This is a genomic window from Flavobacterium sp. NRK F7, assembly GCF_024054195.1.
Lineage (GTDB): Bacteria > Bacteroidota > Bacteroidia > Flavobacteriales > Flavobacteriaceae > Flavobacterium.
This window is the reverse complement of record NZ_JAMXLB010000001.1, coordinates 3,642,720-3,663,084: the sequence shown is the minus strand read 5'-3', so window position 1 is coordinate 3,663,084 and position 20,365 is coordinate 3,642,720. Positions and strand designations below refer to the sequence as shown.

Sequence of the window (20,365 nt, the reverse complement as noted above, 5' to 3'; positions counted from 1 at the left end):
TAATTTAATCACCCAAAAGTCTTCCTGACCTTTGCAGTCTTCTCGTTTATCGATGCCTTTATTAGAAGAAGAAGTACCTCCTAATATAAAACCACCATCGCTAGTAATGGCAATACTTTGCAACAAATCGACTTGGTTACCTCCAAAGCTTTTCTGCCAATCGAGGTTCCCTTTTTCGTCCATTTTCCAAAGCCAATAATCTAAATCGCCTTTGTTGTGGTCTTCTTTATTTCCGTTTTTACCAGAAATAGAACTTCCTGCCAGAATAAATCCATAATCTGGTGTAGGAATTGCATCGTACAAAAATTCGGCATGTTTGCCTCCGTAGGTTTTTTCCCAAAGGATGTCTTGGGCATAAGTAAATGAGCTTACCAAAAGAAAGGTAAACCCAAAGAATGAGGATTTTTTTATCATAAGAATAGCATGTAATTTTTACTCGAGTACAAAACTAGGTCTTCTTACCTATAGTTGTCAATACGTATTTATACGTATTTTTCATACTTTTTGTTACGTATAAATACGTACTTTTTGAATTTCTCTACACTATAGAGTAGTAAAAAAGCTAAAAGGTTGGTTAAAAGACTTTTATTTTTTCTGCGGCAAAAATAGTCTAGCCATTTTTTAAAAAATAGGAATATTTTACATTTAACTGTGTTTACAGAAAAACTGTAATTTATGTTAAAAACAATTTTTTATATCATAAAATTAAAGTCTAAAAATGAGTTGTTTTACGGATTTTCGTATTTTTAAAAATATATTACAAGAGAAATAACCAATGGTAAGGAGGTGACAAAAAAATGAAAAACAAAAATTAGCACGCCTAAATTATTTTTGTACCTCACTTGTATCTCTATATTAAAAACACCTTATATACATAATATTTTAATTTCTGTATTGGGAAATAAAATGCACTTTCGAATAATAAATAAAAAACCACTCCGTTATAGAGTGGTTTTATGATATCTAGTGGATATATTTTTTTATTTTAAAGAATAGCTCAGTGCTTATAATTATACGCTTTTAGAGTATATAAAATAGCTTTGAGGTTCTAATGAATCGCTTTTTGCTTCAAATGAATACCTTTTAGCTTATTAATAGAAGGTTTAAGTTTGTAGTGATAAGCTTTTAGGTTATAAATAATAGCTTTTTACTTATAATTATAACCTTTGGGGTTATTAATCAAAGCTTTTAGCTTATAATTAATAGCTTTTAGGTTATAAATAATAGCTTTTTGCTTATAATTATAACCTTTGGGCTTATTAATCAAAGCTATTAGATTGTAAAGAATAGCTTTTAGGTTTAAATTAAAAAAAACACTCTTTAACAGAGTGTTTTTATTTTAGCTACTTTGTGGGCACGGAAAACATTTCCGCGCTATTGGGTTTTTATACATAAGCCTAATCAGAAGCCCATTCAAAAGTAAAGAGTTTTCTATTTGAAGTATCAACCCCTAAAATCAATAAATAATAATCATATAAAATGAAATCATTTGAAACTTCTTCATCTTCCTCATTAAAATCCTCTTTATCTAACACATAAAATATATTTATGCAATCAAAATAATTATAAACTTTATTATAAATTTTTAAGAAATTAGAATTAAAATCTTCACCCCAAACTTCAATATCTGACATATAATTTTTTAAAAAAGAAATTAGCTCAGTATAATTGAAAATCTTAAACTTTGACATTTTTAATTTATTACCAATAAACATTGGTTCTAAGTGTAAGTCATTATTACTGTTTTTTAATACTTGATTAAGAAAATCATTTTTATAATGATCTGAGTTAAAAAAATCTAATATATTAAAATCATCTATATCCATACTTAAACTAAACTCACTTAAATTAACCCAATCTGAAGTAATAGGATTATTTGTAATAAAAAGTTGATTATTTAATTTCATTTTATATATAAATTAATTATTAAACCTTATCTTTTTTAATTTTTGTCCGACTTGATGTACTGTAATCGTTGCTAGTTGTGTTGAAGTTGATTTATGAAGATGTATTATAGTTCCATCAATCATTTTATGAGCCCCTCTAGTTGTCAATTCACCACCTTCAGTAATTATTTTATAAACATCATCAATATTACCTATCAAGATGTTTTCAGCAACTTTTGTTTTTCCAGTAGAAAATCTACCCCCGGCTATAAGTAAGTCATCATATGTTTTTATTAATAATTTTCCTCCTGTTTTAAATTCACCTATAGGTGATGGTTCCGCAATTTCAATTATAATACCTAAGATAGCACCATGCTTTACCCCTTTTTTATAAAATTCGTGCTTTTCATCAGAAGTTAATTTACTAGAATATTTATATTTACTTTTGGCTCTAGACTCTTTAAATTTAGGAGTATTCCACATTCCTGTATCTTTTAATTGATCTTCAGGACCTTCATTTAAAAAATAATCTGTAAGACCACTCAATAAACCATCTATATATCTCTTTATATTATTTACAATTGATTTATTTTTATTTTTATCCTTATCACCATCACTTTCATCACTTTCATCATTTCCAGCATTATCAATAAAATCACCATAACTAACTCTCATCCCGTCAGGGTCAATAAAGAAGACTGGATTATTAACAGCATAAGCATAAGGAGTATGTCTTCTATACAACTCTGCCAAAGGGTCAATGTTCATCCATCTACCTAAAGCAGGGTCGTAGTTTCGTGCACCGTAGTCATACATATTCAATCCTAGTTCGTCTTGCAACTCCTTACCGTTGTATTTATACTGGTATGCATTCGAAGAAGGATAAGTATTATGTTTTAATCCAAAAGGATAATATTCATTCTCTTCTACAATTTCATCGATAGCTATACTACCACTGTTATCTGCATCACTATAACTTAATCGTATATTTCCTAAATGATCTGTATAGTTAAACACATACTTGTAACTACTCCCTTCTTTTTTTACATAACCTTCTGCTTGTGGAAAGAACTTTAAAACACTGTTTTCATATTGAAAACCTCCTGCTAAATAAGTAGTAGTTGTTACTACTGTATTTTCTGTTACTTTTTTAACTACTTTTTGTCCAGTAGCATTGTAAAGATATTCAATTTTATTGGTTCCAAAAACAATTTCTGTTGGCAAATTTAAATGGTTATATGTAATTTTGGTAATCCCTTTATTATCATCACGGGTCATATTACCATTATCATCATAACCATATTCAGTATTATTATTTGCTCCATCCTTAAATCCTTGTGGCGAGGTGGTTGCATAACCTTGGCGACTAACTTTAGGAATTTCAAAATAGTCATAAATCATAATGTACTCGTCGGAAACATATATAACTTTAAATGCATTTTCACAGCTCGAACCATTCCCGCTTAAAGAAATTACTTTTCTAATATCTCTAAATCTTTTTTGATATTTCTTCCATTCAGATTCAGGCTTACCCAATTTATATAGGGCATAAGCTAATTCATCATTACCACGCAAGCTAACTGGATTTTTTTCTAGGATTTTTAGAGCTTCTTTCACAACACTTTCATAGTCATTATTTTTTGCAAAGGTTATCAGTTGTTCTTCTCTAGGCTGATTTTTTAAGTAATCTTCTTGAAATGAAAAACCATAATATATTAATGCATTCTCTTCTACTGTTAATGTATTATCAAACTCATTGAATCTTTTGAGAAGTTTTGGATAATAGCTTTCTGAATTTACATTTTCTACTCTCGATTTTATCTCGTCGAAGTTGATACTGATTTCATCTTGAGCAAATGAAATTTCAAAGAAGAATAGGACTAATAATAAAAGTACGTATCGTTTCATGATGGTCGGCAATATTGGTGCTAACGTCCCGCCGGCTTTAAGAAGTTGGGGATTTTTGTTCCCAAACCATTCCATTAGGACTGAAGCCAAATATACAAAAAGACTATTCCATTTAATATTCAACCCCCAATTTCTTAAAACCGCTGTTAGCAGTAGTAATTAATTTTTCTGTTTTATTTTCTCTACTTTATTTATCAATAAATTATTAATATCAATATAATATTCTATCGTTCTTATGATTGTATGATTCTCCTTGTCTTTTTCGATTATGGTATCAAGAAATACAGTTTCAACTATTTTTCCTCTTTGTGCCATAACATTTTTATAATTTTTAATTATCCCTTTTTTATTAAAAAACATGGAGTCCAATTTTACCTTGGAAAAATTATTAAAGTTTTCATTAATAGAATCATTTCCTAAAAATTTGACAAATCTTCGAGAGTTTTTGGCATACGGAGAATGAAAATACATGTCCTTATTTCGTATCTCTAAAAAAGTGCTTTTTGAAGAATCTATTTCACCATTTCTTAAAAAAGTAATCATCTCTTTCATGGGTTTTTCAGGAGTGTTTAAAAAGCTATAGATTCGAACTACTTTATTATTTTCATCTAAATCAGCAATAATACTATCTGATGATTTTTTTTGGATCTCGCAAAACGTTATCCCTTCATTCTTAACTTTTGAACACGACAAAAAAGATATTAATAAAATTGGAAGAAATAGTTTTATGTGCATAGTTTAGTATTATTACTGCTAACGTTCTGAGGCTTGCTCTCAGTGGCGTTGCACCAACACCAAGCCATTACAAATATAACAAAACATTCCATTGAGCAGCGGATTTTCCTACGGAAAATCCGGAAGTAGCCATTGAAGCAAACCGCTGTTGTATATTCGGTTTTTTACCATTTCCAATTCAATTGATTTTCTAATTCAATATTAAGTTTTTTAGTTAAATTTAATAACTCTTTTTTAAGAAAATCTTGATTATCAATTTCAGTTTTCGGAATTATTATAACTTCAAGTATAAATTTTATGAAAAAATGTTGGTTTGTTTCTATTATTTTTTCAATTTCAGAAATATTAATTTTAGTTTGTTTTTTTACACTATCAATAAAGATATAGTTATCTGAAAATTCAACAGAAATTAATTGATTGGATTTATTAACATAAGTTTTAGATTCTTCTTTTAATTTCTCAAAGTATATGTCTTTAATTCGAATAGGATTTACAATCAAGACAATAATTGAAGCAATTGCAAATATTACAACTATTAATTTTTGATTGCTAAAATATAGAATTAAAATAATTATTAGAAAAAAAGTAAACCAAGCAATTAGATTTTTAATTATTATTTTTCTTAAATCATTACTTTCTTTTAAAAAATATAGTTGCATTTGTAAGTAATCATTTTCCTTTAATTTATATTTTAAATTCATATTTTACTATTGAAATTATTTTTTGAATTTTATGAGTTTCACGAAACTGATGCACAACGTTCTGGCGCTTGGCAAGGTTGCGAACTTCGTAACCGAGTACTTTCGGTTAAGATAAATTTCTTGCGAAACGTAAACGTGAATTTACCTAAAAATTCGCAATCTTGCCAAACGGCTGTTGTGCGTTCGTTTTTATTTTTCGAATTGCATTTCGGCTTTTATTCCGTAATCTTGGACATTATCTATTAGAAAGTTTCTGTATTTTAGGCTCTCAAATTCGTAATCTTTAATGTCAAGTTCATCATATCTTTTTCCGAAAAATCTTTTTGTCAACTCAAATGCAGTTTCATATGCTAAATTGGATTGAAGCTGTTGCTCAAATTCTTCTTCTGTTAATTCATTCTTCATTAATTCTAGTTTATCCTCGTCAAATAAATTTTCAGATTTCAAATAAATCTCTTCAGGAATTAATTCTCCAACATCTTGGTAAATTTCATCACCAACTTCCATTAGTCGAATCTTTTTTCCATTTTCAATTAGACTAAAATAAGTTCCGCCACCTAAAGACAAAGAGTAAATTTCGGTATTCGGAAATTTTTCAATAAAAGTTTTTTCTGTTTTAGAAATATTTGGTTTGGTAAATTCCCAAATTAGGTCCGCATTTGCAATCAAAAGATGATTATTGTATTTTGAAACATAAAGTTCACCAATTTCTGGATTTTCATTGAAATTTGTTTTCTCAATATATTCAAAATCTTTAAAACCTAAAGATTTAATTAAGTCATCGTTTATTTCAAGATTTCCAGCATCTTTTATAAATGTTGCAGATATTTTCCAACCCATAAATTAATGTTTTTATTTCTCCTTCTTGTTCATCCAAAATGACGCACAACGTTTTGGCGCTTGGCGAAGAAGCGGATTTCGAAGCACTAAACTGTCTGCCAGCACTGAACTTGATACGAAGCACAAAGCCTCATTTAAGCACTGAACCCGCTTTTTTGCCAAACGCCTGTTAGCGGTTAGCCGTTTACTCATATCCGTTTCCTGTAAACCAGTCATAACCTTCAATTTTCTTATATTCTGTCGGCACCGAATTTAAAACTTTTATTGTTTTGAATTTGTCACGATATGGTCTATCTGTTGAAATTATAATCTTTCCAGTTTTTCCCTTCTCGTTTCTTTCGTATGAAACATATTCCAACGTGTCCACTTTTTCTCCGTTCCATTTGTATTTATACATTTCTGTTTCGCCTGGATGTCCATAACAAACGCCCCTAATTATTTTTTCTTTGGGTGAAAAAGTTGGATTTATAAATTCAAAGTTCTCTGAAAATGCTTTTTTGTCTTGTCGTATAAGATAAACATTGCTGAATGCCTTTAAGCAACATCCTGAAGAACCATACCAGTTTACAACAAAATCATTTAGTCCGTCACCATTAATGTCTTGAATTGTGTCGTTAACATAAGTCATAGTCCATTGTTCGTGAGATACTACTTTTTCAAATTTACTTTCACCTTTTGTATAGATGTCAATATAAATAGCACTTGGTTCGTTTCTCCTTATTATAAGATGAGAATTTGTCTTTGTAAAATGGTAGTCTAAATTAATTTCTACACTCACAGGAATACTGTCAGGCGAAACTTCATACTTCTTAATAAACTTGTCTTTACTGATATTCTGGTTTGCAATTTTCAAAGCGTCTTGTAAAACCTTGTCAAGACGAATACTGTCAGCGTAGTCTTGCTCTTCCATTTCCTTTCTTCTTTCTAAACGCTCCTTTTCTTTTTTATCGATACTTGTTTGCAAAGTGTCGGCTGTAGCCACAGGAATATTCTTCTTTTCGTTTATTTGTCCGCACGAAACAAGTGTTATTAAAATTCCGATTGTTAATATGTGTAGTGTCGTCTTCATACGGTTACCGCTAACGGTCTCGGCTATGAGTAGTTGCGTGGTTTAGCACTTAACTTTACAAGTGTACACCAAACTGAAAATCCGCAAGGATTTTCAGAAGTAAGCAAGAACAAGCAATTACTTATAGCCATTGTTATGGGCTGGTTTTTATTTTGTCCAACCAACAGTTTTTTTCCATTTCTCGATTTCCCGTTTTCTTACTTCAAAGTCTTTTGGTGGTCTTTGATTTTCATTTTTTACCCTTTCTTTCATAATGTCAGTTTGTTCTTCAAGCGTGTTAAGACCAATAGCTTGCCTCCTTTGATTTACCTTTACTATGTCGTCAAATTTATTAGGATTCATTTCTCCATTTTCGTCCCAATCAAATTGAGTTCCGTAAAGTTGTGGTTTTCCTTCGAAAACGGCTATTCGGTCGGTTAAATATGCCAAGCCCTTTGGGTCTGCTTTATTTTCGTTAACAGCCACTTTCAATAATTTCGCAGATTTTTTCATAAAGTTAGGTTCTCCAATAGAATGTTGAATAACTAACCAAGCTGCTTCACTCGCTTCTTTTCCCACTTTGTCAACTGTCGGATAGCCAATTGTGTCGATTATTTCGTCTAGTATTTTTGCGTTTCTGCTATGTATATTAGCCATTTCTTCGTTATACCCCGCACTCAGTCGTCCGCTTTGAATAAGTTTTTCACGAAACTCCAAGTCTGCATTTTTAAGTCCAATTATTTGTTCAGCTATTTCTTCGTAGTTCATTACTGTTGGTTATGCCGTGTTAAACTTGCCCATAACGGTTTGCCGCTTGTAGCAGTTGCGTAAATTTAAGCCAAAAGATTACAAGTACAAAACTCCTCGTGGAATTTCCGGAGACCCGAGCACAGAGTGCGAACTGACGAAGTAAAATTCCGAACACAAGCCAGGTCTAGCAATTGCTACAAACGGCTGTTATGCAACGGTTTTTCTTAAGTTTCTATTCATGAAGTAAATTCCAAAAATCAAACCAACAAAGCCTCCAATATATCCAAAGTTATGAATTGATCCTACATTTATGAAGCTTTGAATGTTTTCTGTTTGTTCTGGAATATACCAATTAATTTTTTCAGCGTTTAAAAATAAAAAACCATAAATGAAACCTAAAATTCCAAAAATGAATGTAATTCCAATATTTAAGAAAATTGAATTTAAAGTTATTTTTAATGTTTTTTTCGAATCGTGAAATAAAGAAATTATTGCGTAAATAACACCTAGAATGAGACCTACCCACCAAGTTGCCAAATATCCAATTATTCCAACTTTCAACCTTTCGTTAGATAAGTTCCAATTATTTATTCCAAATTGTTCGAATTTGAATAATGTATAATATTCATTAGAAATAGAATATGTTATTTGGTCATGAAGTATTCCATATAATCCAGCAATAAAAATTGAATAAAATATTATCAAAAAGAAGTTTAAAACCTTTCTCATTTATTATGATTTGAGTTTAGTTAATTGTCAATTTCTTGAAATTTAATTTATATAGATCAAGAATGATAAAAGAACCTATTAATAATGAGCTAACCCCAAGAATTGTTGTCAATTCATTAGCAAGTTCAATAAATTGTAGGATAATTGAACATAACCATATTATGAAAATATTTATACTAAATATTCCGCTTAATATATAAAAGAAATTTATTTTTAATGGATTTGAATTAATTTTTCTAAAATAAAAATACGCTCTTATTAATAATAATAATGAACCAAATACGACATTAAAAATTTGACTATAAACAAAATCAATTAGTAAACCAAATCCATTAAAAATTCCTTTCTCTTCACTTAAATAACCAAAAAATAAATATAGTGTCCATATATTTATTAGTATAAAACTTATTGTAGAGTATTTAAAATTTTTTTCTGTCATACTATAAATTAGGTTCTGTTTTATAAACTGTTGCATAACGGTTCTCAGCTATACGCAGGCAGGGATTTTAACCACTGAACTTCCTACGAAGAACTGAACTTTAAAGTTAGCACTTTCCTGTCCTACGAAGCACGAAACCCCTGCTTGCGTATAGGTGATGTTACCACACGTACTTCTTGTTATTCCGTCCATTGTCGTTTTCGTTTTTCTCTATACCAAATTACAAGTCCGAGTAGGATTGTCAATAGAATTAAACTTGGTTCGCTCATTCTTTGCGTGTCTTCTCCAAGGTCTAAAGATTTGTTTCCTGATAAAGCTTGTTCTTGTTTCTTTTTTAGCATTGCTTTTTGTGCTTCGTTCTCTACCACTAAATATGATGTTACAGGTGTCATTACCTTTGATATGAAACTGTATTTTACCATATTCAACCATTCTTTGTCTGAAATTTCAGGATGCAGGATTTGCGAAGTCCATTGTCCCTGCATTGTCAAGGCAGATTGCCAATTCTTTTCTTTAATTTCTGTTTCGGAAACTTCAAAAATATCCTTTCTCAAAATGATGCTTGGTTGATTATTGTTCGCTAAGTTGGCAACCGAATTGTCCGTTAGCTTGTATTCCAAAACAGTTTCACAAAACATACATTCTCTTAGAATTTCAGGCAGTTCTTTTATTGGGTTTTCTGTCAAAGAATGCTCTCTAAAATTTCCTTTCTTGTCAAGATTGAAAAACAAGTCGCTTTCAGGAAAAGTAAATTTTAAGTCTGCAAAATCTTTGTCAAAAACAGCATTTTGAATACTGTCTGTCACTACTACAATTACAGGATATGTTTTCGATTTATCTTGATAAGCATTAAACAAGGTTGTTCTTATTGCTCTGTCTAAATAATAACCGCCTTCAAAAGTTTGATTTTTATATTCTTCTTTCCAATCTTTATCTAAAGTAGTGGTAGTTACATAGCTGTTTACAAAACTGATTTTTGCGTGTTCCGAAAGTGGTTGATTGGCTTCAATAACTTGTTCAATTCTTTTAATGAAATCGGTTGAATTTCTGTTTTGGTTTTTAGAAGCGTCAACCAAAAAATGGAAATATGGTTTACGTTTAACAGAATTCAATTTTTGTTTTTGTTGGACTGAAACATAGGCTATGTTTTCAGTTTCAATCTTTTCATAAATGGTTTCTTCAATGTTTCCTAATTCAATTATGTTGTTGTCAATGTTGAGCGTAATTGGCTCTCTATGTAAGAACTCTATTCCCGTTTTTCTCACTTCATCTTTTGCAAAAGGAAATACTCTAAATGCCACTTTATACCCTGTCAAATAATATAGAATTCCCGGGTCTCTATTTTCATTTCGGATTTGTGAAAATATCCACATTGCTGATTTTTTCTCTGCTAAAATACCTGGCTCTTTTACATCACCAACATAAAGGTAGTAATCGCTAATCCAACAACCTTCGGGTAAATTAATCGTTGTGGCATATTCAGAAAACCAAGTGTTTCCACTTTTGTTGGTTATTTCCAAGTCAACCCAACTTTTCCAAGCATTTTGAGATTTATCGTAAGTGCTATTTGTGGAAATATTACTTATCTGAACATTGTCGTTTTGGATATTTTCAGGTCGTAACTCAAAGGAGGTTTTGCCAAAAAATATTTTTTCAATGGTGTTAATTTTAGAGTCAGACAAAGTAAGGTTGTTCATTACCAACCAATTGAAATACGAAGACAAATAGGGAATTCCATTGCCAAATATTCCACCCCTGCTATCTCTGTGGTCTTTATGGCTTTTTATAACATTAAGCGTTTTTTGAAGCGAAACTTTATCAATTTCGTATTGTTTTGAGTAATCAGGGCTATATAAATATGAAAGGGTTTCGTTTAAAACGCTTTTGTCTTTTAAATATGTTATGGTGATAAAAGCGGGAATTACCAGAAAGCTCAATAACGAAATTCCGATGATGAGTTTTTTTGAAAGCTGTGTTTTCAAATAAGTAAAATCCTTTGAAAGCTCGTTGATCTGAATAATGAAAAGTAGTAAAGGGGTTAACATTAAAAATCCTGTCCCTATTGCAATAATTGCAATTACTGATAAAGGCAAAAAGGGAAGAAACACTAAAAAGAAATAGAATGTGTAGGCAAATGTTACACTTCTTCCGATGAACACAAGTAGTCGATATAGTTTGTTTTCAAGGTTGGGTAAGCAAACCAATATGCCATTAAAAGCAGCAAGAATATAAAACCAAGCATTATTGAAATCTCCAAAAATCCCTGAATCACTCGGTCCGAAATTATTAAATAGGTGTCCGTTGTTTACTGCTAATCCTATTAATGGAAGCACTATAGCAATTGGGATTTTCCAAGCTAATTGGTATTTCTGCCAAACTTCTGCTTTTTTGGTCGCTAGTATAAAAACGCCCCGAATTAAGAAAAAAAGAAAAACTAAAGTAGCAGTAATAACAAGAATCACCATTGCGTGAACGCTAAAGTCCCTGTCAAATGGTTGCCATAATGGAAGAATGATTTGAGTAAATATGTAACCTGCAATCGGAATTCCAATTGCAATTAAAAAGTTCATCCAAGCTTTGTGCTCTTTATTTTCAGGTGTAAAATGAGAAACCAAAACGAATAATGAATAGGCTAGTGTTGGCATTAGAAATGTCCCAACATATAAAAAGATGTTGCCCGAAACCATCCATTGAGGGATTGAAAATGGAATGATTTTGTCTAAATGGTAACCGTATAGGTAAATGAATGGTATGTAGCAAAGTAGAGCTATTAAGCCAAACCATACAGAAACATTCTTTTTCTTTAAAGTCAGATAAACTGCGTAAGCAAAATTGAGCAATCCTAGCAATCCTAGTGAAAGACCAAAAGATTTCCAAAGTTGGATGCTGCTATCTTCTAATAAAGTTTTAATAATATTGAACTGACCAAAGAACAGGAAAAACAGCACGACCAACGGTAGCGTGTTTATGACAAAAAGCCATTTCGGATTAAGCAAATTTCGCATTGTATCGTTTGTGGATTAATAATTTATCAATTAGTATATAAGCCAAAATCAAAAACGTCAAATTCGTCACAATTCCAATGGCTTCGTGTACAATATGTTGTTGTTTCATAAAAAAGTTTTTTACTTGTGTCTGCACAACAATGGAAGCAAAAATCCGAGATGTATTTACAAAAATGGTTAGCAGATAGGCAATAATTAAAGCAGTCGGAATAATCAGGATTTTGTTTAAAGTCCTGTCAAAATGCTTTAAAGTCAAATAAGTAAATAGTAAGAAACTTAATATCCAAAAGTTGAAACCCGAGCAAGATTTGTCTATAATGATGTTTAGGTATTCGTGAAAATATCCGCTGTCTGGAAGATACACGGAATGTGAACCTGTTAAAAGTCCAACAAGTTTGTCGGTCGGTTTTATAAGGAAAGTCAAATCGTTATTGTCAGCAAGTGTAAAAACAAATTTCAGCAAGATGAAAAGTCCTACTGCTGTCAAATAATATGGTATGTTCTTGTTTGTCTGCACTGTCTTTTTAATATGTGTGGTAACGTTCCGGCGCTTGGCGAGGTTGCGAACTTCGGAACCGATTATTTTCTATTAAAGATAAAATTTCCTGCGAGAAATAAACGTGTATTTATTACACAATTCGCAATCTTGCCAAACGCCTGTTGTGTGTTCGCTTTTTAATATTCAAATTCGGTTCTTTTATTTTCTAAAAACCAATTTATATATTCATCTCGAATATTATTTAAATTTAACTCTACACTTAATTTTGTATTTTTTGGTAATATTTTCAATAAAATTAAATTCACATCTAAATTAATTATTGAAGAACTTTTGTTTTCTATGATATTTATTTTTTTATCCTTTTCTTTAATTTCGATATAATTTACGGAAATCGGATGTCCGCAATATTTAGGAAAATCTAAATCATATAATTTAGTTTCTTCTTTTGAAAAAGTAATAATTCCTAAACTATTCCATGCATCAAATGTTAACGTAATTACATTTAAAATAGGTTGGTTAAGTTTTAAATATTCATCAAAATATTTATAGTTTTGAATTTCAGAATATTTTTTTTCAGTATCATTTTTTTCGTCGTAATCATTTTTTAAATAGTTTTTATCACCATTTTGCTTTGCAATTTTTAAAATTTCTTTTTTAGTTGGTTTTGTGAAATTTTGTATTAAAAATTCTTCAGTAAAGTTTTCTTTGTTTGTGTTTAGTGAAGTTAAAAGATAATCAACATCACTTTTTGGAATGGTTTTATAATTTGATGTATTTATTGTTATTGAATCTTCTGAGAAGACTTTATTGTGTACTTTTTGGTTTATTTTAAGATGTTGTGAAATTTTAAAATCTCCATTCTCAGTTTTAGTTAATTCAAATATTTCACTTCTTGAGTAAATTCCATTTTTCCCCCAAGAAGAACCTCCGTGTATGTATGAAAATTTAATTTTGCTTATATTTTCAAAGTTTTGTGAGAATATATAATTTCCACAAAAAAGTATAAAAAGTAGGAGAATATTTCTCATTTAATTCTGTTTTCGTTCGGCTAAAATGACACATAACGTTTTGCCGCTTTGCGAAGGCGGGGATTTTTAGCACCAAACTTCATTAGATGCACAAAGCTTGAATTTTGCACTTCACAGTCATAGAAGCACGAAACCCCCGCTTTTGCAAAACGGCTGTTATGTGGCGTTCTTTTATCTCTCAACTTTTTTCATTTTAATCGTGTCAGTCGCGTTTCTAAAACCGATTAAGTCTTCATTGTCTATTTTCATTGTTAAAGAATCCGCTTTTAAAATCCATATACCGTTTTCATTCACACAATGTCCGTCCAAGAAACCCCAAGAAGAACCAGGATTTAAGCTATAAGTCATACTAAATTCATTTGTTTCTTTCCATCTTATCAAAGAAAAAGTTGTGTCGGCTTTCTGAAAAGTCCATTGTTCTAATCTTCTATTTTGGTGTCTGTCAATACCTTTTCCAAATAAGTAAAACATTATAATTGAGGCTGTCGCAGAGTTTATAAGAAATACTCTTGCATACTCTTTCTTTTTCGCATAAAAAAGCACACCCGCAATAATTAGATTAAGAACAAAAACAAATGGGACTAGAAGAATAATTCCTATTGAAAAACTTGGGTCTGGGTCCATTTGGTAAACCCATAGCCAAATCAGTCCAAAGTCAATAAAAGCAAGTCCTAATATTTTATATAGTGTTCTCATTCGTACTGTCTGTCCTTAAAATGCCACATAACGGTTTGCAGCTAGCCTAAGTGGCGGCGATTCAAGACTAACTTTAACAAATATAAAATTATTTTGGCTACCTGCGGTTTTTCCGAAGGAAAAACCAAACCAAAGACATTGAGGCTAACTGCTGTTAGCACCAGTATTTATTTCTTATTTATAATTTCTTCATGCCTAATCATTGATCTTGAAGCGTCAAAATAGATTTCGGTTGCTTTATAATATTCTCCAATTTCGTTCGTAAATCTATCACAAAGTCCAGATAAACCTTGGCGACTAACTTTAGGAATTTCAAAATAGTCATAAATCATAATGTACTCGTCGGAAACATATATAACTTTAAATGCTTTTATTGGCGTCTTTATATTGTGGAGTTAATCCAAATCGAGGCACCACTCGTAAAACATGTAAGTCAACTAGAATGCCTTCTGGCTTTTGATGGGTTTCTCTTAAGATAACATTAGCTGATTTTCGACCAATACCTTTTAATTTAACTAGTTCATCTAGTCTTTTAGGAATAGTTTTGTCTTTTAAAACACTAGCGGTATCTAAAATCCAGTTGATTTTATTGGGATAATTCTTTACACTTGAGAAATAAATCACAAGATCATTAGAAGTGGTAATAGATAGACTTTTGAAATCTGGATATGTCTTAAAGAAAGGCTTGCAAACAATATTTATATTGGCATCCGAATCTTGAGCAGCAAGAATGACCATTATTACAAGTTGGTAGGGGTTTTTAAAATGTAATGGATGTTTGTAATCTTTGTATTTTTCAATAAGAGGTTGTAAAATAGCTTGCCAATCTGTAAATAACATTTTTCTTTAAAATTAATAAAAAAAAGAGTTCAATATATACTATTGAACTCTAATAAATCAAGCTTATAATTTTTTATTTTGTTAAACCTCTTGAAATAACAATTCTTTGAATTTCAGAAGTTCCTTCATAAATTTGAGTGATTTTAGCATCTCTCATCATTCTTTCTACATGATATTCGCTAACATATCCATTACCTCCATGAATTTGTACCGCTTCAATAGTGGTATTCATAGCCGTTTCAGATGCAAATAATTTAGCCATAGCTCCAGAATGTGAAATATCCTCACCATTGTCTTTTTCAGATGCAGCTTTATAACATAACATTCTTGCAGCAGTAATTTGAACGTGCATGTCTGCTAATTTAAATGCAATTGCTTGATGTTGCATAATAGGTTTTTTAAATGCTACTCTTTCTTGAGCGTATTTCAAAGCTAATTCATAAGCTCCTTGGGCAATTCCTAATGCTTGAGAAGCAATACCAATACGACCACCATTTAGTACAGCCATCGCAAAATTGAATCCAAAACCATCAGCACCAATTCTATTTTCTTTTGGTACTTTAACATCTGAAAACATTAATGAATGTGTGTCAGATCCTCTAATGCCCATTTTCTTTTCTTTTGGACCTATAGAAAAACCTTCCCAACCTTTTTCAACTAAGAAGGCATTAATTCCTTTATGTCCTTTTTCTACATCAGTTTGAGCAATAACTATATAAGTGGATGCTGTTCCACCATTGGTAATCCAATTTTTTGTACCATTTAACAAATAATAATCTCCTTTATCAATTGCGGTGGTTTTTTGTGAAGTCGCATCTGATCCAGCTTCTGGTTCCGACAAACAAAAAGCACCAATTACTTCTCCTTTAGCTAGAGGTACTAAATATTTTTGTTTTTGTTCTTCACTACAATATTTTTCAATTCCAGCACAAACCAAAGAATTATTTACTGACATGATAACTGCAGCTGAAGCATCAATTTTAGCAATTTCTTCCATCGCTAAAACATATGAAATACTATCTAGACCAGCTCCTCCGTATTTTGGGTCAACCATCATACCAAGGAAACCTAGTTCTGCCATTTTTTTTACTTGTTCTGTTGGAAAAATTGAATGTTCATCTCTTTCTATGACACCAGGTAATAATTCTGTTTGAGCAAAATCTCTTGCCGCCTGTTGAATCATTATTTGTTCTTCGGTTAGCTTAAAATCCATTTTATTGAATACTATTTAATTATTTTTAAAATCCGTACCAAATGTAGGTATTTATTGCTTATTTTTCAATAACAATTTGTAATTTTAACCCATGTTTAAAGAAAACTACAACGTTATAGGAGTAATGTCAGGGACTTCGCTTGATGGAGTGGATTTGGCTTATATCAATTTTGAAAAAAAGGAACATTGGTCTTTCAAAATATTGTTTTCAGAAACTGTTCCCTACACAACAGACTGGGTAAACAAATTGAAAAATGGTTTCTATCTTAACGAAAATGAATTGATTTCTTTAAATGAATCCTATACTGGTTTATTAGCTACTATTATTTTAGAATTCATTGAAAAATATAGTTTAGTTAAGATAGATGCTATTTGTAGTCATGGGCATACGATTTTACATCAGCCAGAGAATGGTTTTACTTTACAAATAGGAAATTTGCCTAAATTAGGAAGTTTGTTAAATTATCCTATAGTGTGCGATTTTCGAGTACAAGATGTACTCTTAGGTGGTCAAGGCGCTCCTTTAGTACCAATTGGGGATCAGTTATTGTTTTCAAATTATGATTATTGCTTGAATTTAGGAGGCTTTTCTAATATATCTTTTGAATATTATGGAAAAAGAATTGCGTATGATATTTCGCCAGTTAATACCGTATTGAATTATTATGTGAATCAATTAGGATTAGATTACGATGATAAAGGTAAAATTGCTAAATCTGGTCTTTTAGATAGTAATTTGTTTGAAAAATTAAATCTGATATCATTTTATAAAGAACCTTTCCCGAAATCTTTAGGAATGGAATTTGTTCATAAATGTATATTTCCAATTATTGAAAATTTTAGTTTGCCAATTGAAACTATTTTGAGAACTTTCGTAGAACATATTGCTTTTCAAATAGCGCAGAATTGTAACAATAATTCTAAAACAATTTTAATTACGGGTGGCGGTGCCTATCATGAATTTTTAATTGAAAGAATTCAGTATTATTTGCCAAACGTACTTTTAGTTGTGCCTGATAACCAGTTAATTGAATTTAAAGAAGCTCTTATTTTTGGATTTCTCGGGGTGTTAAAATTAAGAAATGAAAATAATACATTGGCTTCAGTAACTGGAGCGGCACAGGATCATTGTTCGGGAGTGATTTATAATGTTAATTAAGAATAAAATCGATTACTTTTTGTTCTAAATTTTTACTTTTTAAATTATGACCTAATCCTTCGGTTAAAATTAATTGACTTTTATTCCAGTTTTTATTCAATTCAATAGAATAATTTGGATTGGTATCTTTATCTTTTTTATCATGAATAATTAAGCAGTCTTTTTCTAAATCTGTTGCAAATTTTGATGCAGAAAAATAGCTAGGTTCGTGCCCAAGTCTTTTGGTAAAAGAACGACTAATAATTTCAATTGCTTTTTGTGATAAACCGAGTATAGATTGGTAAAAATCAAAAAAATCTTTGGCTTCACCTGGAGCTCCCATAATTACCACTTTTTTAATATTTTTTGTATTGTTTTTATAATGTTGTAACCAATACGTAGTTGCAAAACCACCAATGGAATGGCTTACTATGTATTCAATTTCTTGGTTATGAAGTATCATTTGATTGATAGCTTTGCCATATAAAACAACATGTAACATTTTTCCAGTGGATAATCCATGCGCTGGAGCATCAAATGCATATACAGTAAAATCATTTTCTATTAGATTCTCAATGTACGATTTCCATCGAAACGAGTGACTTGCCCAACCATGGATAAATACAATTTTTTTACTGCCGTTTCCCCATTTATAGGTTTGAATTTTTTCGCTTTCAATTGTTAGAATTTCATTTTTGCCTTTTTCTAAAAATTGCAATTGATGTGTTTTTATAGTTTTAGCCATTGGATTACAAAATAATTGAAAACCTTGTTTTTCCAATGTTTTTGGACTTACATAAGCTAATGCATTGAAATAATAGCCAACACTTTTCTGAATAATTTTTTTAATTTTTTTTCTCATAATTAAGATACCAATCGGTATTTTTTATTTTAAATTTTTTTATAATAAAATATCTTTTTCAATCCACGTTTTGAGATGGATTACTACATTTTTAATGTCTTTTTCGGATTGTGTTAGTTTGCTCATCATTATCCCTCCTTCTAATGAAGCTATAATAACTGAGGCTACTAATTCTTCATTAGTGTTTAATTGCACTTGTTGGTGTGTTTTTCCATTAGTTATAATAGTCTTAATGGTTTCTTTAAAAACGGTAAGTGTATTTTGAGCTTTGTATTTCAAGTCGCAATTGGTGTCGTCTACTTCAATGGAAACATTTAATAATGGACAGCCACCTGCAAAGTTTTCATTAATAATATAGTTTTCAAAATGATTTAAAAAAATGAAAAGTTTGTCTTTCGTATTTTTTGCTTCCCTAATTTTAGTTTTCAAATTGGTAAAGATGAAACGAACCATCTTTTCGTACGCTTGTATTTCTAAATTGTCTTTGTTTTCAAAATGCCTGTAAATCGCTCCTTTTGTGTAACCAGTTGCATTGGTTATATCACTAATAGAAGTAGATTTATAACCTTTGGTGTTAAAGAGTATAGAAGATTCTCTTAAAATTTTTTCTTTCGTTTGTTCTGGCTTCCTCATATTCAAAGATACCAATTGGTATCTAAAAATAAAAATAAATTGTTGTAAATTTTTAAAAGGAGTAAAATAATGTGAATAAATTGTTAAATAATAAGCTCTTTGAAAATATTACTTTAAAAATACCTTTTAAAAAAAAGTAAAAACTTAAATTTGTCTACCAATTTTAATATCATAATGAAAGAATTACTTAAAAAATTTGAAAATAAAGAACCAGAAATAGTATTCAATTGGAAAGATCCAGAAACTGAAGCAGAAGGATGGACAGTTATTAACTCATTAAGAGGTGGTGCTGCAGGTGGTGGAACTCGTATGAGAAAAGGGTTAGATATGAATGAAGTGCTTTCATTAGCAAAGACAATGGAGGTGAAATTTTCAGTATCGGGACCAGCAATTGGAGGTGCTAAATCTGGAATTAATTTTGATCCAAATGATCCTCGTAAAAAAGGAGTTTTAGAAAGATGGTATAAAGCAGTTTCTCCTTTATTAAAAAATTATTACGGAACAGGAGGAGATTTAAATGTAGATGAAATTCATGAAGTAATTCCAATGACAGAAGACTGTGGAGTATGGCACCCTCAAGAAGGCGTTTTTAATGGTCATTTTAAGCCAACAGAAGCTGATAAAATCAATAGAATTGGACAATTACGCCAAGGTGTTATAAAAGTAATCGAAAACCCGAGTTTTTCTCCTAATGTAAATCGTAAGTATACAGTTGCCGATATGATTACGGGTTATGGTGTAGCGGAAGCAGTAAGGCATTATTATTCTATTTTTGGTGGTGATGTGAAAGGTAAGAAGGCTATTGTTCAGGGATTTGGTAATGTAGGTTCTGCTGCTGCTTTTTATTTGGCCGACATGGGTGCAAAAGTAGTGGGTATTATTGATAGAGATGGTGGGTTAATAAACGAAAATGGTTTTACATTTGAAGAAATAAAAGCACTTTTCTTAAACAAAGATGGGAATAAATTAGTAGCGCAAAATATGATTCCTTTTGAGGAAATAAATGAAAAAATATGGTCTATTGAAGCCCAAATTTTTGCTCCATGCGCGGCTTCAAGATTGGTAACTAAATCTCAAGTGGATCGAATGATTGCCTCTGGATTAGAAGTGATATCAAGTGGAGCCAATGTCCCTTTTGCAGATAAAGAAATTTTCTTTGGAGCAATTATGGAAGAAACAGATTCTAAAGTAAGTTTGATTCCAGATTTTATTGCAAATTGTGGAATGGCTAGAGTCTTTGCTTATTTCATGGAGAAAAAAGTACAAATGACTGATGATGCTATTTTTTCAGATACTTCAACTGTAATTAAAAATGCTTTACAAAAAGTATATAATCTTAATCCAGATAAGAAAAATATAAGCGCTCGTGCTTTTGAAATTGCCCTAAAGCAACTTATCTAAAACCAAACCCGAAT

Annotated in this window: 19 protein-coding genes and 1 pseudogene; 2 read left to right on the top strand and 18 right to left on the bottom strand. The window is 30.7% G+C overall.

The annotated features are described in order from the left end of the window. The 16 genes and pseudogenes from NHF47_RS16795 to NHF47_RS16720 all read right to left on the bottom strand — a co-directional run. A pseudogene (locus tag NHF47_RS16795) lies at positions 1 to 414 on the bottom strand (T9SS C-terminal target domain-containing protein); the annotation flags it as partial. Between the two features lie 983 nt (positions 415 to 1,397). Further along, positions 1,398 to 1,907 (bottom strand): hypothetical protein, encoded by a 510-nt coding sequence (locus tag NHF47_RS16790; RefSeq protein ID WP_252766008.1) that lies wholly within the window; start codon positions 1,905 to 1,907, stop codon positions 1,398 to 1,400. A 12-nt stretch (positions 1,908 to 1,919) separates the two neighbouring features. Continuing rightward, positions 1,920 to 3,794 (bottom strand): DUF4919 domain-containing protein, encoded by a 1,875-nt coding sequence (locus NHF47_RS16785; protein ID WP_252766007.1) that lies wholly within the window; start codon positions 3,792 to 3,794, stop codon positions 1,920 to 1,922. A 159-nt stretch (positions 3,795 to 3,953) separates the two neighbouring features. Continuing rightward, complete coding sequence (locus NHF47_RS16780) at positions 3,954 to 4,529, bottom strand: hypothetical protein (RefSeq protein ID WP_252766006.1); 576 nt, start codon at positions 4,527 to 4,529, stop codon at positions 3,954 to 3,956. Positions 4,530 to 4,693: 164 nt separating this feature from the next. Beyond that, positions 4,694 to 5,230, bottom strand: coding sequence for a hypothetical protein (locus tag NHF47_RS16775; protein ID WP_252766005.1), 537 nt, complete (start codon positions 5,228 to 5,230; stop codon positions 4,694 to 4,696). A 189-nt stretch (positions 5,231 to 5,419) separates the two neighbouring features. Further along, positions 5,420 to 6,070: a hypothetical protein gene (locus tag NHF47_RS16770; protein WP_252766004.1), complete on the bottom strand. Its 651-nt coding sequence runs from the start codon at positions 6,068 to 6,070 to the stop codon at positions 5,420 to 5,422. 184 nt (positions 6,071 to 6,254) lie between these two features. Next, positions 6,255 to 7,139, bottom strand: a complete 885-nt coding sequence (locus tag NHF47_RS16765; RefSeq protein ID WP_252766003.1) for a hypothetical protein — start codon at positions 7,137 to 7,139, stop codon at positions 6,255 to 6,257. A gap of 147 nt (positions 7,140 to 7,286) precedes the next feature. Next, the gene (locus NHF47_RS16760) at positions 7,287 to 7,886 is read right to left on the bottom strand and encodes a DUF6624 domain-containing protein (RefSeq protein ID WP_252766002.1); all 600 of its coding nucleotides are present in this window, start codon (positions 7,884 to 7,886) and stop codon (positions 7,287 to 7,289) included. A 189-nt stretch (positions 7,887 to 8,075) separates the two neighbouring features. Beyond that, positions 8,076 to 8,597 carry a hypothetical protein gene (locus NHF47_RS16755; protein ID WP_252765626.1) on the bottom strand — a complete coding sequence of 174 codons (522 nt, stop codon included), beginning with the start codon at positions 8,595 to 8,597 and terminating at the stop codon, positions 8,076 to 8,078. Between the two features lie 618 nt (positions 8,598 to 9,215). Next, positions 9,216 to 12,041 (bottom strand): MSEP-CTERM sorting domain-containing protein, encoded by a 2,826-nt coding sequence (locus NHF47_RS16750; protein WP_252766001.1) that lies wholly within the window; start codon positions 12,039 to 12,041, stop codon positions 9,216 to 9,218. Continuing rightward, complete coding sequence (xrtK, locus tag NHF47_RS16745; RefSeq protein WP_252766000.1) at positions 12,025 to 12,558, bottom strand: exosortase K; 534 nt, start codon at positions 12,556 to 12,558, stop codon at positions 12,025 to 12,027. The genes NHF47_RS16750 and xrtK overlap by 17 nt, the downstream gene beginning before the upstream one ends. Positions 12,559 to 12,716: 158 nt before the next feature. Continuing rightward, a complete protein-coding gene (locus NHF47_RS16740; protein ID WP_252765999.1) occupies positions 12,717 to 13,568 on the bottom strand; it encodes a hypothetical protein in 852 nt (283 codons plus the stop codon). Positions 13,569 to 13,739: 171 nt separating this feature from the next. Beyond that, positions 13,740 to 14,264: a hypothetical protein gene (locus NHF47_RS16735; RefSeq protein ID WP_252765998.1), complete on the bottom strand. Its 525-nt coding sequence runs from the start codon at positions 14,262 to 14,264 to the stop codon at positions 13,740 to 13,742. A 167-nt stretch (positions 14,265 to 14,431) separates the two neighbouring features. Further along, positions 14,432 to 14,596: a hypothetical protein gene (locus NHF47_RS16730; protein WP_252765997.1), complete on the bottom strand. Its 165-nt coding sequence runs from the start codon at positions 14,594 to 14,596 to the stop codon at positions 14,432 to 14,434. A gap of 28 nt (positions 14,597 to 14,624) precedes the next feature. Continuing rightward, positions 14,625 to 15,104 carry an endonuclease III gene (gene nth / locus NHF47_RS16725; RefSeq protein WP_252765996.1) on the bottom strand — a complete coding sequence of 160 codons (480 nt, stop codon included), beginning with the start codon at positions 15,102 to 15,104 and terminating at the stop codon, positions 14,625 to 14,627. Positions 15,105 to 15,177: 73 nt separating this feature from the next. Continuing rightward, positions 15,178 to 16,317: an acyl-CoA dehydrogenase gene (locus tag NHF47_RS16720; RefSeq protein WP_252765995.1), complete on the bottom strand. Its 1,140-nt coding sequence runs from the start codon at positions 16,315 to 16,317 to the stop codon at positions 15,178 to 15,180. 91 nt (positions 16,318 to 16,408) lie between these two features. Between NHF47_RS16720 and NHF47_RS16715 the strand changes: the two genes are divergently transcribed. After that, positions 16,409 to 17,476 (top strand): anhydro-N-acetylmuramic acid kinase, encoded by a 1,068-nt coding sequence (locus NHF47_RS16715; protein ID WP_252765994.1) that lies wholly within the window; start codon positions 16,409 to 16,411, stop codon positions 17,474 to 17,476. Here NHF47_RS16715 and NHF47_RS16710 read toward each other — a convergent pair. Both NHF47_RS16710 and NHF47_RS16705 read right to left on the bottom strand, forming a co-directional pair. Then, positions 17,469 to 18,317 (bottom strand): alpha/beta hydrolase, encoded by an 849-nt coding sequence (locus NHF47_RS16710; protein ID WP_252765993.1) that lies wholly within the window; start codon positions 18,315 to 18,317, stop codon positions 17,469 to 17,471. The two genes, NHF47_RS16715 and NHF47_RS16710, sit on opposite strands and share 8 nt — an antisense overlap. A gap of 39 nt (positions 18,318 to 18,356) precedes the next feature. Continuing rightward, positions 18,357 to 18,950, bottom strand: coding sequence for a TetR/AcrR family transcriptional regulator (locus NHF47_RS16705; protein WP_252765992.1), 594 nt, complete (start codon positions 18,948 to 18,950; stop codon positions 18,357 to 18,359). A gap of 174 nt (positions 18,951 to 19,124) precedes the next feature. On the opposite strand from NHF47_RS16705, the gene NHF47_RS16700 reads away from it, so the two are divergent. Further along, entirely contained in the window at positions 19,125 to 20,351 is a 1,227-nt protein-coding gene (locus tag NHF47_RS16700) for a Glu/Leu/Phe/Val dehydrogenase dimerization domain-containing protein (RefSeq protein WP_252765991.1), read from the top strand. Positions 20,352 to 20,365 lie beyond the last annotated feature (14 nt).